The 13,439-nt window shown below is 73.2% G+C and carries 10 protein-coding genes; 8 read left to right on the top strand and 2 right to left on the bottom strand.

Features of this window, described 5'->3' with window-relative positions:
- Positions 1–137: 137 nt before the first annotated feature.
- From ACZ6Y7_RS11170 to ACZ6Y7_RS11155, 4 genes are all read left to right on the top strand, one after another.
- Positions 138–347: a hypothetical protein gene (locus ACZ6Y7_RS11170; protein ID WP_465757606.1), complete on the top strand. Its 210-nt coding sequence runs from the start codon at positions 138–140 to the stop codon at positions 345–347.
- Positions 334–1,725 carry an amidase gene (locus tag ACZ6Y7_RS11165; protein WP_465757605.1) on the top strand — a complete coding sequence of 464 codons (1,392 nt, stop codon included), beginning with the start codon at positions 334–336 and terminating at the stop codon, positions 1,723–1,725. The genes ACZ6Y7_RS11170 and ACZ6Y7_RS11165 overlap by 14 nt, the downstream gene beginning before the upstream one ends.
- A gap of 899 nt (positions 1,726–2,624) precedes the next feature.
- A complete protein-coding gene (locus ACZ6Y7_RS11160) occupies positions 2,625–3,905 on the top strand; it encodes a family 2 encapsulin nanocompartment cargo protein terpene cyclase (RefSeq protein ID WP_465757604.1) in 1,281 nt (426 codons plus the stop codon).
- 59 nt (positions 3,906–3,964) lie between these two features.
- Positions 3,965–4,843, top strand: a complete 879-nt coding sequence (locus ACZ6Y7_RS11155) for a geranyl diphosphate 2-C-methyltransferase (RefSeq protein ID WP_465757603.1) — start codon at positions 3,965–3,967, stop codon at positions 4,841–4,843.
- A 92-nt stretch (positions 4,844–4,935) separates the two neighbouring features.
- Here the strand turns inward: ACZ6Y7_RS11155 and ACZ6Y7_RS11150 are convergent, their stop codons facing one another.
- Positions 4,936–5,580, bottom strand: a complete 645-nt coding sequence (locus ACZ6Y7_RS11150; protein WP_465757602.1) for a dihydrofolate reductase family protein — start codon at positions 5,578–5,580, stop codon at positions 4,936–4,938.
- A 312-nt stretch (positions 5,581–5,892) separates the two neighbouring features.
- On the opposite strand from ACZ6Y7_RS11150, the gene ACZ6Y7_RS11145 reads away from it, so the two are divergent.
- A complete protein-coding gene (locus ACZ6Y7_RS11145) occupies positions 5,893–6,963 on the top strand; it encodes a phosphatidylinositol-specific phospholipase C domain-containing protein (RefSeq protein WP_465757601.1) in 1,071 nt (356 codons plus the stop codon).
- A 174-nt stretch (positions 6,964–7,137) separates the two neighbouring features.
- Here ACZ6Y7_RS11145 and ACZ6Y7_RS11140 read toward each other — a convergent pair whose 3' ends face one another.
- Positions 7,138–8,757 (bottom strand): alpha/beta hydrolase, encoded by a 1,620-nt coding sequence (locus ACZ6Y7_RS11140; protein WP_465757600.1) that lies wholly within the window; start codon positions 8,755–8,757, stop codon positions 7,138–7,140.
- 216 nt (positions 8,758–8,973) lie between these two features.
- Here ACZ6Y7_RS11140 and ACZ6Y7_RS11135 point away from each other — a divergent pair, with 216 nt between their 5' ends.
- The 3 genes from ACZ6Y7_RS11135 to ACZ6Y7_RS11125 all read left to right on the top strand — a co-directional run bounded on the left by ACZ6Y7_RS11135 (position 8,974) and on the right by ACZ6Y7_RS11125 (position 13,252).
- A complete protein-coding gene (locus ACZ6Y7_RS11135) occupies positions 8,974–10,332 on the top strand; it encodes an MFS transporter (protein ID WP_465757599.1) in 1,359 nt (452 codons plus the stop codon).
- Positions 10,333–10,391: 59 nt separating this feature from the next.
- Positions 10,392–11,306, top strand: a complete 915-nt coding sequence (locus tag ACZ6Y7_RS11130; protein ID WP_465757598.1) for an SAM-dependent methyltransferase — start codon at positions 10,392–10,394, stop codon at positions 11,304–11,306.
- A gap of 293 nt (positions 11,307–11,599) precedes the next feature.
- Complete coding sequence (locus tag ACZ6Y7_RS11125) at positions 11,600–13,252, top strand: purple acid phosphatase family protein (RefSeq protein WP_465757597.1); 1,653 nt, start codon at positions 11,600–11,602, stop codon at positions 13,250–13,252.
- Positions 13,253–13,439: the final 187 nt, after the last annotated feature.

The raw sequence follows: 13,439 nt of genomic DNA, 5'->3' as shown, positions 1-13,439 counted from the left end.
GGGCCTGGGGCCTTCGGGTCTTCAGGCCATGGGCCTCCGGGTCTTCTGGGCCGCCGGCGCCGTTCGGGCGCGGCGGCCTCTCGGCTCCGGGGCCTTCGGGATCGCCACCCGCGCCATGACCGAGAGGGAGAACGCCCATGTCCGCCGTCGCACTCACACCGCCGGAGGCCGCCCGCTGGGCCGCCCGCGCCGGGCTGGTGCTGCCCGCCGAGCGCCACGCCGCGGTCGCGGCCGTCGCGAACCACATCCACCGCGTCGTCTCGGTCCTGCGCGAGCTGGACTTCGCCGACGTCCCGCCCGGCAGCGCCTACCGCGCCGGAGGGGAGCAGCCCGATGCAGCCGTTTGAGCTCTCCCTCACCGCCGCCGCGGAGGCGATCAGGGCCCGGACGCTGTCCCCGGTCGAGCTGGTCGACTTGGTGCTCGACCGCCTCGAACAGGTGGAGCCGAAGCTCGGTGCGTACGTCACGGTCGCCGCGGAACAGGCGCGCCGGGCGGCGCGCGAAGCCGAGCGCGACGTGGCGCAGGGCCGCCACCGGGGGCCGCTGCACGGCGTGCCGATGGGGCTGAAGGACCTGATCGACGTCGCGGGCATGGCCACCACCGCGAGCTCCCGGGTCCGCGCCGACCACCGCGCGCCGGCCGACAGCACCGTCGCCGCACGCTTGACGGCAGCCGGCGCGGTCCTGCTCGGCAAGACCCACACGCACGAGTTCGCGTTCGGCCTGACCACCCCGCAGACCCGCAACGCCTGGGACCGTGGCCGGGTCGCCGGCGGCTCCAGCGGAGGGTCGGCCGTCGCCGTCGCGTCGGGCGCGGCGACCTTCGCCCTGGGCACCGACACGGGCGGGTCGATCCGGGTGCCCGCCGCGCTCAACGGGGTCGTCGGCCTCAAACCGACCTACGGTCTCGTGCCCCGGCACGGCGTCACCTCGCTGTCCTGGTCGCTGGACCACGTCGGCCCGCTCACCCGCACCGTCGAGGACGCGGCGCTGGTCCTGAACGCGCTGGCCGGACACGACCCGCGCGACCCCGCCTCGCTGCCCCTGCCCGCCACGGACCACCGGCCGGGCACCGGCACGGACCTGACGGGGCTGCGCATCGGCGTGCCGCGCACCTACTACTTCGACCACGTCGACGCGCGGGTGGAGGCCGCCGTCCGGCACGCCATCGGACAGCTGGAAGCCCTGGGCGCACGGCTGGTCGAGATCGACGTCCCGATGACCCGCTACATCCAGGCCACCCAGTGGGGCCTGATGGTGCCGGAGGCCAGCGCCTACCACGAGGACGGCCTGCGCACCGTCCCGGAGCTGTACCAGGACGACGTCCGCATCCTCCTGGAGGCCGGCGAACTGATGAGCGCCGGGGACTACCTGCGCGCCCAGCGTTCCCGCACGCTCATGCGCGCCGCGTGGGCCCGCGTCCTGGAGGAGGTCGACGTGATCGCCGCCCCGAGCGTTCCGATGACCGCGGTCGGGGCCGGCGAGGAGACGGTCACCTGGCCCGACGGCACGGTCGAGAGCGTCTCCGGGGCCTACGTGCGGCTCTCCGCCCCGGCCAACATCACCGGCCTGCCCGCCCTGTCCGTCCCGGTCGGCCACGACCCGGCGGGCCTGCCGATCGGCATGCAGCTGCTCGCCCGCCCCCTCGGCGAGCCCACCCTCCTGCGGGTCGGCCACGCCTACGAGGAGACCCGGCCCGCCCGGGTGCTCGCCGCGGTGGCCTGAGCACGACGGCGCTCGCCGCGAAGGCGCTCGCCGGGCCCGATCCGCCGGCCCGGCGAGCGCCTTCGTGCGCGCCGCGAACCATAAAAGCAACCTCTGAGCGTTAAGGCGTCGCGGTGGGCCACCGGCGGCGCTGTCCCGCGAGGCTGTTCCGTCCCGCGAGGCTGTTCCGTCCCGCGGGGGTGGTCGCCCGGGCGGGCGAGCCGCTGTCAGGCGTGTGTCAGGCGTGGGTGTGCGGGACGGGTTCGCCGGTGGGGACGTCGGTCGGGGGCCGGGTGCCGAGAGGGTGCCGCAGGACGACCTTCAGCTCGGCGGCGCCGCCGTCCTCGCATCCGGTGCCCGGGCCGGCGTCCCGTCCACCGGGCGACGATCGGTGGTCGAACCGCCCGTGTCGCGGGCTTCACCGCAGGTGGTGCGGGCCGGGACACGCGTGGTGGGCGCCGGGTTGACGTGGCGCTGGCGCCGGCGCGGGCGTGGGCCGGGGCGGCCGGTCGGGGCCGGCTGCGCCGGGGTGCGGGGCGGGCCGATGCATGACAGGGGCGGTTCCAAACGCCGTCAGCATGAACGTTCACCCTATCGGGTGTAGAAGATCGTCCGTTGCGTTCCGGAACGGGCCCACCCGCCTACGGTTGGGAGTCGAGCGACACGGGGCCGGCCGCGTGGAGTTCCTTTCGCGACGGGCGAGATGACGTCCCGTCATATCGTGCGATCCTTTCCTGAGGAGGCTCCATGCCCCTGCGTGTCAGAACGGACTCACCACCCGGGCTCGTCGCCCCGGCGGTGGGGCCATGACCTCCCCGGCGATCGAGCGGATCCTCCGCGGCCCCAGCGGACTGGGCACCTCGGGCCTGCAGGTGAGGCCGCACGTGGGCGGGTCGGGTTCCGCTGTGCGGGAGCCTTCCGTGTCAGAGCCTTCCGTACCGGAGACTTCCGTACCGGAGATCGAGGTACCGGAGGCCGCCGCACCGGAGGTCACGGTACCGGAGGTCGACGCACCGGCCGCGGCCGCAGCAGGGCTTCCGGTGTCCGGGGTCCGGGCTGCGCAGTCCCCGGCGGTGTCCGAGGCCGTGGTCCCCGACGTCCAGGCACCGGCCGCGCCGCCCGCCTTGTCCCTGCCCGCACTCTCCGCACCGGGGCCGTCCGTTCCGGCCCTGCTCGGGGTGGCACCGGCCGCCGAGGCGCGGGCCGGTGGCAAGCCCAGGACCGGCGACCCCGTCCCCGGCCTCTACCACCACCCGATCGCCGAGCCGGACCCGGCCCGGGTGGAGGTGCTCAGCCTGAAGATCAAGGCGTGGGCGATGGACGAGATCGAGCTCTACCCACCGGAGTGGGAGAAGGACTTCGACGGCTTCTCCACCGGGCGCTACATGGTGGCCTGCCACCCCGACGCGCCCAGCGTCGACCACCTGATGCTCGCGGCCCGCCTGATGGTGGCCGAGAACGCGGTGGACGACTGCTACTGCGAGGACCTCGGCGGTTCGCCGGTCGGCCTCGGCAGCCGCCTGCTGCTGGCGCACACCGCGCTCGACCCGCTGCACACCACGCCGGAGTACCACCCGGACTGGGAGGCCTCGCTCGCCGAGGACGCCCCCCGCCGCGCGTACCACTCGGCGATGCGGTACTTCACCGCCGCGGCCACGCCCTCCCAGGCGGACCGTTTCCGGCACGACATGGCGCGGCTGCACATGGGCTACCTGGCCGAGGCGGCGTGGTCCGAGACGGACCACGTGCCGGAGGTGTGGGAGTACCTGGCGATGCGCCAGTTCAACAACTTCCGCCCCTGCCCGACGATCACCGACACCGTCGGCGGCTACGAGCTGCCCGCCGAACTGCACGCGCTGCCCGCCATGCAGCGGGTGATCGCGCTGGCCGGCAACGCGACGACGATCGTCAACGACCTGTACTCGTACACCAAGGAGCTGTCCAGTCCCGGGACGCACCTGAACCTGCCGACGGTGATCTCCGAACGCGAGGGCGTCTCGCGCAAGGAGGGCTACCTGAAGGCCGTCGAGGTGCACAACGAGCTGATGCACGCCTTCGAGGCCGAGGCGGCCGCCCTGGCCGTGGCCTGCCCGGTGCCGAGCCTGGTGCGGTTCCTGCGCGGCGTGGCCGCGTGGCTCGACGGCAACCACTACTGGCACCAGACCAACACCCACCGCTACACCCTGCCCGACTTCTGGTGACAGCCCCGGCGACGTCATCCGCAGTCCGTAACCCTTCTTGATGATTCGGGAGTTGACCCATGTCCCTGACCGACGACCTCACCACCCCCGGCAAGGCCATCCCCGGCCCGGCGACTCCGTACCAGGGCGACATCGCACGCTACTGGGACCACGAGGCTCGCCCGGTCAACCTCCGCCTGGGCGACGTCGACGGCCTCTACCACCACCACTACGGCATCGGCGAGATCGACCAGGCCGCGATCGGTGACCCGGCCGACAGCGAGCGCGAGAAGAAGGTGATCGCCGAGCTGCACCGGCTGGAGTCCGCCCAGGCCGACCTGCTGCTCGACCACCTCGGCGCCATCCCGGCCGACGGCACCCTGGTGGACGCCGGCTGCGGCCGCGGCGGCTCGATGGTGATGGCCCACCAGCGCTTCGGCTGCCGCGTGGAGGGCCTCACCCTCTCCACCCAGCAGGCCGACTTCGGCAACAAGCGGGCCGCCGAGCTCGGAATCGGCGACTTCGTCCGCTCCCGGGTCGCCAACATGCTGGACATGCCCATCGAGACCGGTACCGTCGCGGGCTCCTGGAACAACGAGTCCAGCATGTACGTCGACCTGCACGACCTGTTCGCCGAGCACGCCCGGGTGCTGAGCGTCGGCGGCCGCTACGTGACCATCACCGGTTGCTGGAACCCCCGTTACGGGCAGCCGTCCAAGTGGGTCTCGCAGATCAACGCCCACTTCGAGTGCAACATCCACTCCCGCCGCGAGTACCTGCGGGCGATGGCCGACAACCGGCTGGTGCCGCAGGCCGTCATCGACCTGACTCCGGACACCCTGCCCTACTGGGAGCTGCGGAACACCACCTCGCTGGTCACCGGCATCGAGGAGGCGTTCATCGAGTCCTACAAGGACGGCTCGTTCCAGTACGTGCTGATCGCGGCCGATCGGGTCTGATCCCGGTGCGCCGGTTCCGGTAGGAACGCCTGACGGCGGCCTCCCCGTGCCCTCGGGGAGGCCGCCGTCAGGCTTGGGCGGCCGAAGACCGGCTACCGCCGGGTGAAAGTGAGGTGGGTGACCCCGCTGGGGGTGCTCACCACCTCGGTGTCGAAGCGCTGTTCCAGCCCCTCCAGCCCTGCCCAGAGCCGCTCGCCCCGCCCGAGGACGATCGGCACCACGGCCACGTGCAGGTGGTCGATGAGGTCGGCCTCCAGGAAGGCGCGGACGGTGCTCGGGCCGCCGCCGATCCGCACGTCCTTGCCGCCGGCCGCCTCCCTGGCTTGCCGCAGCGCCTCCTCCGGCGTCGCGTCGATGAAGTGGAAGGTCGTGCCGCCCTCCATCTCCAGGGACGGGCGCGGGTGGTGGGTGAGGACGAAGACCGGGGTGTGGAACGGCGGGTTCGCGCCCCACCAGCCCTTCCACTCCTCGTCCTGCCAGGGTCCGCGCTGCGGGCCGAACTTGTTGCGGCCCATGATCTCCGCGCCGATGCCGTCGGCCCAGGTGCCGGCCAGCGCATCGTCCACACCGGTGCTGCCGCCCTCCTTGCCGTGCATCCGCTGGAACATCCGGGTCAGGAAGAACCATTCGTGCAGCCGGTGGCCGGCGTGGCCGAAGGGCGCGTCGAGCGTCTGCCCCTCGCCCGTGCCGTAACCGTCGAGGGAGATCGAGAAATTGTGGACCCGGACCAGGGACATCGGCTTCCTCCGCCGCTCGGCGCCTCGGTGCGGTGGAGCCGCACCCTGTTCGCCGGGCCACGCTAACCCGCCGGTCCGACACCCTGAGGCTCCGTCACCCGTCGCTGGCGTGGCGCGGCGGGAGCAGGGGGAGCAGCGGGAGCACCGGATGTGGACGAAGCGGGGGCGAAGGGGAGGGGGTGCGGGGAGAAGCAGCGCAGCCGTCACGCTATTGTCGTGCCTTCTTCACGCGGAGCACGCCCGGATCGGCGATGCTTCGTCAGGCCGCCCGGAGGAGGGCGGCCGGCACGTTCCGAGCCTCGGGGGGTTCCCATGACCATGCGCCGTACCCTGTCCGGATTCCTGGCCGCCGGCCTGCTCGCCGGAGCGGCCGCGCTCATCCCCACCGCCCCGGCGGACGCCGCCGCGAGCGGGACGGGTGACCTTCCCTTCGGCTCGGCCACCACCGTCGGCCTGCACAACACCTACGACCCGGCCGCCTTCCCGTACCTGGCCCAGGGCCTGGACACCGGCACCGGGATGATCGAGCTCGACCTCTGGCCGGACATCGTGACCAAGGAGTGGAAGGTCAGCCACTCCAACCCGCTCGGCAACGGCAACAACTGCACCGCCGCCACCACCCCCGCCCAGCTCTACAGCGGCGGCACCAACAAGAACCTGGAGAACTGCCTGGACGACGTCCGGGTCTGGCTCGCCGCGCACCCCTCGGCCGGGCCGCTGGTCATCAAGCTGGAGCTCAAGCCGGGCTTCTCCGCCAACCTCGGAATGGGCCCCGACCAGCTGGACACCCTGATCGCCCAGCACCTCGGCTCCGCCGTGCTGCGCCCCGCCGACCTGCTGGCCAAGCCGGGCGGCGGCTCGTACGGGAGCCTCGACGAGGCGGTGAAGGCGGGCAACTGGCCGAGCCGCTCGGCGCTGGCCGGGAAGGTGATGCTGTACGCGATTCCGGGCACGGTCGAGCTGGGCAACCCCTTCGACACCCTGCACACCGACGTCGAGTACGGCCGCCACCTGCGCGACCTGGCGGCGGCGGGCCGGATCGGCCGGGCCCAGGTGTTCCCGTCCGTGCTGGGCGCCGCCTCCGGCGACCCCCGGGCCCAGTACACCGGCGCGGACGCCTCGATCCGGCCCTGGTTCGTGGTCTTCGACGGTGACGCCGCCACCTACCTCAACGGCATCGACACCGCCTGGTACGACCGCTCGCACTACCTGCTGGTGATGACCGACGCGCACAAGATCGCGCCGGAGATCAGCGGCACCGACCCGACGGCCGACCAGGCGCGGGCCCGAGCCGAGCAGTTGGCGGCGGCGCACGCCAGCATCGTGTCCAGCGACTGGCGCAAGCTGCCGGCGGTGCAGTCGCTGGTGCTGCCGCGCGGCTGACGCGAGCGGACCCCCGGGACGCGGGCCCGGGCCGAACCGCAGCGGTCCCGTGTGCCCGGCGACGAGCCGTGCGCACGGGACCGCTGCGGTCGGTCACGGAAGCCGGGGTGACTGCCGCCGCTTGCTCAGATCAGCCTGTTCAGTCCGTTCAGTCCGTTCAGTCCGTTCAGTCCGTCAGTCCGTCGGGCAGTGCGTGCCCGCCGTCGGTACGGTGCCGTCCAGCAGGAAGGCGTTCACCGAGTTCCGGATGCAGGCGCTCGCGCCGTACGCCGTGTGGCCCTCGCCGTCGCGGGTGAGCAGGACGGCGTTGCCGAGTTCGGTGGTGAGCTTCTCGGCCCAGGCGTACGGGGTGGCCGGGTCGCCGGTACTGCCGACGACCACGATCGGCGCGGTGGCGGTGGACTTGATCACGTGCGGCTTCTCGGTGGCGCGGAACGGCCAGATCCGGCAGTCCGGGTCGAACAGCGCGGCCAGCGGGTCGTGCTTGCTGACCAGCGGGGCCTTGGCGGCGAGATCGGTGAGCGCCGCCTGCAGCTGCTCGCCGGCCGGGGCGTCGGTGGCGCCGTCCGCGCAGTGGATGGCGGTGTAGGCGTCGGCCGAGGGCGCGTAGTGGCCGTCCTTGTCCCGGCCGTTGTAGGTGTCGGCGAGGGCGAGCAGGTCGTCGCCCTTGCCGCGGACCATGGCCCAGCCGAGGGCGTTGCGCAGGCTGCTCCACGCCTTCTCGCCGCCGTAGAGGCGGCTGAGCACGCCGCTCCAGGCCGCGTTGGAGGTCAGGGCGCGGCCCTTCGAGGTCTTCAGCGGCTTGTCCTTGAGCCCGTCGAGGAACGCGGCGAGCTTCTGCGGGGCCTGGCCGGCGTCGGCGCCGAGCGGGCACGGGTCCTTGGCGACGCAGTCGGCGGCGAAGGCCTTCAGCGCGCGCTCGAAGCCGGCCTGCTGCTCGATGTTGTGCTGCACCAGGGAGAAGGACGGGGAGGTGGCGCCGTCCAGGACGAGCCGGCCGACCCGGTCCGGGAACTCCTCGGCGTACAGCGCGCCGAGGTAGGTGCCGTAGGACATCCCGAGGTAGCTGAGCTTCTGGTCGCCGAGGGCGCCGCGCAGCACGTCCATGTCCCGGGCGGTGTTCCGGGTGCCGACGAACGGGAGCACCTGGGCGTACTTGGCCTGGCAGGCGTCGGCGAGCTGCTTGCCGTGGTCGTCGCCCGGCGTGTCGGTGGTGAGCCAGCCGTCGCGGGCCTGGTCGTCGAGGCAGTTCAGCGGGCTGGTGCCGGCCACGCCGCGCGGGTCGAAGCCGACGATGTCGTAGCGGTCGTGCACCGGACCGTCGTAGCCCTTGGGGTTGTACGTGACCATCTCGACGCCGGAGCCGCCCGGGCCGCCCGGGTTGAGGAGCAGGGAGCCGATCCGCTGGTCGGGCTTGGCCGCCGGGTTGCGCACCACGGCGACGTCCAGGGTGCCGGTGGCCGGCGCGGTGTAGTCGAGCGGCACCTTGAGCGAGGCGCACTGCAGGGCGGAGGTGTCCGCCTGGTTCTGCGGGTCCTTCGGGCAGGCCGCCCAGGCGAGTTGCTGGCCGTAGAAGGCCTTGAGCGCCGGGTCGGCGGCGCCGGTGGGCTTGGCCGTCGGGGTCGGCGTGGCGCTCGGCGTCGCGGCGGAGGCGGCGGTGGCCGGGGTGGTCGCGGGAGCGGCCTTGTCGCCGCTGCCGCTGCCGCCGCCGGTGCAGCCGGCCAGCAGGGCGGCGGCGGTGGCGACGGCTGCGACGGCGGAGGGCAGGGAGCGCCGTGAGGTTCGGGGGATCATGAAATGCACCGCACACAAATATCATTTGCTCATCACATCGGTCACACGGGTATCCCGGGATCCGACCGACCCGCTGCGGACCCGCTGCGGCGGGGGCCGGGCTCGGGCGGGGTCTGCCGGAGCTCGGCCGGGATCCGCCGGGATCCGCCGGGGCTCGGCCGGTGGACATCGGGCTGCCGGATTCCGTCGCCTCCCGAACGGTGCCATGCTGAGGCCATGACAGAGAGCAGGGCGGTCGCGTCGCTCGGTGACCGGGTGGAAGTCGGCGGGCGGCGGCGGGAGTTGGCGGCGGCGACGGTCGGGTCGGTGGTCGAGTCCTTCGACTGGAACATCTACGCCGTCCTCGCACCGTACCTCGCCGCGGACCTCTTCGGGCACGGCAAGCACGGGGTCAGCGGGGTGCTCGGGGCGTACGTGACGTTCGCGGTGGGCTTCGTGGCCCGGCCGGTCGGCTCGTACCTGATCGGGCGGCTCAGTGACACCCGGGGCCGGCGGTTCGCGCTGAGCCTCGGGATGGCCGTGATCGCCGCGGCCAGTCTGGGGATCGCGGCGATCCCCGGCCAGCGCACGATCGGGGTCTGGGCGGCGGCGCTGGCCGTCCTGGCGCGGGTGGTGCAGGGGCTCGCCTTCGGCGGGGAGGCGCCGAGCGTCGCCGCGTACGTGACGGAGACGGCTCCGCCGCGGCACCGGTTCGCGTTCAGCTCGGTGTCGTACGGCGGGATCATCCTGGGCTCGCTGCTCTCCTTCGGGGTGCTCACCCTGCTGATCCACACCCTCGGCAAGTCCGGCCTGGAGAAAGGCGGTTGGCGCTGGGGCTTCGTGGTCGCCGCGCTGCTCGGGCTGGCCGCCGTGGGGGTGCGGCGGTGGGCGCCGGAGAGCGCGGAGTTCCACCGGGCGCGGGCGCGCGCCGCGGGCGGCGGCCCGCGCCGCCCGTCGTTCCTGCGGACGCTGCGCGAGCACCGCTGGGCGGCGTTCACCGTCTTCCTCAACACCCTCGGCGGGACGGTCGGTTACTACTTCGCCCTGGTCTACCTGCCGCAGTACGCGGCCGCCTACCACGTGATCGGCAAGGAGGAGGCGGCCTCCTTCATGACCGTGGTGCTCGCCGTGGTGCTGGTCACCATGCTGCTCACCGGCGCCGCCGCCGACCGCTTCGGCCTGCTGCCGGTCGCCCGGATCGGGTTCGGCCTGCCGATCCCGCTGGTCGGGCTCCTGCTCGCCGGACTGCGCCAGGGCTGGCTGCCGTTCCAGGCCGTCGCGGTGCTGCTGGGGATGCTGGTCGCGACGGTGCTCGGCACGCTCAACGTCTTCACCGGGCTGCTGTTCCCGACCGAGGTACGGGCGGTCGGCCTCGGCGTGGTCAACGCGGCCACCATCGCGGCGTTCGGCGGCACCTTCCCGCTGCTCGCCGAGTGGCTCAGCGACCGGCACCGGCTCGGCGTGATCCCCGTGTACGTCACCGTCTGCACCACCGGCCCGGCCCTCGCGCTGCTGACGGCGATGAAGGTGCCCTCCTTCGCGGCCGCCGTCCGGGAGGCCCGGGCCACGGGCGGCAGTTCACCGGGATCCGCCTGACGGGCGATCACCGGCTGTGGTTGAGTGGTCCGGACAACCGCCGAACGGGGAGGGCGAGCGTGGACACCGACACGCCGGACGACAACGCGGCCGACGACGGCTCCTGGGACAGCGACGCCTTCGGCGGCGACGCGGCGGAGAGCTGGCTGGCGGGGGCGGGCTTCGAGGAGCCCCCGCCCGTGGACCTGCGCACCGACCGGGCGCACTCCGCCCGGGTCTACGACTACCTGCTCGGGGGCAAGACGAACTTCCCGGCGGACCGCGAGGTCGGCGACCGCGTCATGGCCGACCTGCCCGGCGCGCGGGAGGCCGCCACCGCCGCCCGCGCGGTGATGCACCGGATGGTCCGCCGGCTCGCCGAGGTGCACGGCGTCCGCCAGTTCCTCGACGTCGGCACCGGCATCCCCACCGCGCCCAACCTGCACGAGATCGTCCAGTCGGTCGACCCGTCGTGCCGCGTGGTGTACGTGGACAACGACCCGATCGTGCTCGCCCACTCGCGCGCGCTGCTCACCAGCACCCCCGAGGGCCGCACCGCCTACGTCCAGGGCGACCTGCGCGAGCCCGAGGAGTTCCTCGCCGACCCGGCGGTGGCCGGCACCCTGGACCTCACCGAGCCGGTCGCGCTGACGCTGATCAACATCGTGCACTTCCTCTCCGACGAGGCCGCGCACCCTCCGGTCCGCAAGCTGCTGGACGCGCTGCCCCCGGGCAGCTTCCTCGCGCTGACCGCCGGCACCGGGGACAGCTCGCCCGACCGGGCGGAGATCGGCTCCCGCCGCTACGCGGAGGCCGGGATAGAGGTCCACATGCGCTCGCACGAGGGCGTCCAACGCTTCTTCGCGGGATTGGAACTGGACGATCCCGGGGTGGTCCTGATCAACCGCTGGCACCCCGAGCTGGGCGAGGCCCCGTCGCCGAGCCTGGCCGACGAGCAGGTCCCGGTGTTCGGGGGAGTGGGCCGCAAGGCGTAGCCGGGTGGCGCCGGGGCCGACCGCCGGCTCGCGGTCGGCTCGCGCCTGGAGGGGCCGCCGAGTGGTGGGGCGGCCGAGTGGTGGGGCGGCCGAGTGGTGGGGCGGCCGAGTGGTGGGGCGAGGGCGGGCGGTGGGGCGGGGAGTTCGAGCAGCGCCTCCGCGAGCCGCCACCGCCGATATTGCGTCAATTCGACGACGGTCCGGACCCGGAGCCCGCCGAAACGATCGCCTTTACGTGCACATGTCATTACAGTGGCCTCCCGTCGATCCCCCACTCGACACCCGGAGCTTCCATGACCCTTGCACGCAGGTCCATCCTCAAAGGCACCTCGGCGGCCGGAGCCGCCCTGGTGGCAGCGGGCACGACGGCGGGCGCCCAGCCCGCGGTCGCGCAGCCGGCCGACGACGCCCCCGCCGGCCCCCTCCTGCAGACCGGCCCCCTCCTGCAGACCGGCCCGCACCGCAGCGGAGCCGCCGGCGTGACCGGACTGCACCTGCAGTTCGGCACCGACCCCGGCTCGGAGATGACCGTCTCCTGGCTCACCCCCCAGTCCGTCCGCCGCCCGCAGGTCCGCTACGGCACGCCGGACGGCGGCCTCGGCCGGGTCGTCCAGGCGGAGACCCGGACCTACCGGGACTCGATCGACAAGGTGGAGGTGTACGTCCACCACGCCCGCCTCGGCGGCCTGCGCCCCGGCACCACCTACCTCTACAGCGCCGGCCACGAGGGCGCGAACCCGGAGACCGGCACCTTCACCACCGCCCCGCGCGGCCGCGCCCCGTTCACCTTCACCAGCTTCGGCGACCAGGCCGCGCCCAACCTCCGCCGGCTGGTGACTTTCCCCGACGGCGTCCCCTCGCCGCTCGGCACGTACCCGGTGTACATGAGCAGCCAGGTCGGCACCTCGGCCTCCGCCGACATCGTCAGCGCGGTGGAGCGCGTCGGGCCGCTGTTCAACCTCCTCAACGGCGACCTCTGCTACTCCTCCTACGCCGGGCGCCACGGCCAGAGCCGCACCGCCACCTGGGCGGACTGGTTCATCAGCAACAGCCGCTCCACCCGGCTGCGGCCCTGGATGCCCTGCGCCGGCAACCACGAGAACGAGGGCGGCAACGGCCCGATCGGCGCCCTCGGCTACCAGGCCTACTTCGACCTCCCGGACTCCTCCGCCTCCTCGGACGAGGAGACCCGGGGCATGTGGTACGCCTTCACCGTCGGCTCGGTGCGGTTCATCAGCCTGGCCAACGACGACGTGGCGATCCAGAACTCCGGTGACAGCTATCTGCGCGGCTACTCAGGCGGCGCCCAGCAGCGTTGGCTGGAGCGCGAGTTGCGCGCATCCCGGAACAACCGGGCGATCGACTGGATCGTGGTGTGCATGCACCACCCGATGATCTCCAGCTCCCTGCACGGCGCCGGCAGCGACCTCGGCGTCCGGGAGACCTGGGGTGCGCTGTTCGACGCCTACGGGGTCGACCTGGTGCTCTGCGGCCACGAGCACTACTACGAGCGCTCCCACCCCGTCCGCGGCACCCTGCCCAACGACACCCGCACCCCGGTGCCGACCGACACCCGCACCGACCTGATCGACACCGGCCGGGGCACCGTCCACATGATCATCGGTGCCGGCGGCAACGCCGCCACCACCCAGGGCGACCTCTTCAAGACGCCCAAGGGCCGAGTGGTCATCGGCCTGGAGGACCCGAAACCGGGGGCGCCGTACCGGGAGTCGATCTGGCTCACCGAGGACGCGCCGTGGGCCGCCGTCCAGGACCGCGTCCACAGCCACGGCTTCGCCGCCTTCGAGGTCGACCCCGGCGACCGCCGCGGCGGCACCACCACCATGAAGGTCACCTACTACACCTTCGACGGACCGCACGGCGACCTGACGCCGGTGGACACCTTCACCCTGTACCGGCGCCGGACGGACGGGCGCTCGGGCTGACGGCGTAGCGGCCGGCGGGGGGAAGGCCGAGGTGCGCAGCGACCGGCGGGGTCGGTGAAGACCCCGCCGGTCGCGGTCCACGGCCGGTCCGCCGCCGCGGATCCGGGCCGCGGCGCCGCGGCGCAGGCGTTCAACGCAGACCTTCAACGCAGGCGTACAGTTCGGGCGTTCAGTTCGGGCGGTCAGC

This window comes from Kitasatospora sp. NPDC053308, assembly GCF_055585785.1.
This window is presented reverse-complemented; position numbering and strand designations above follow the sequence as displayed.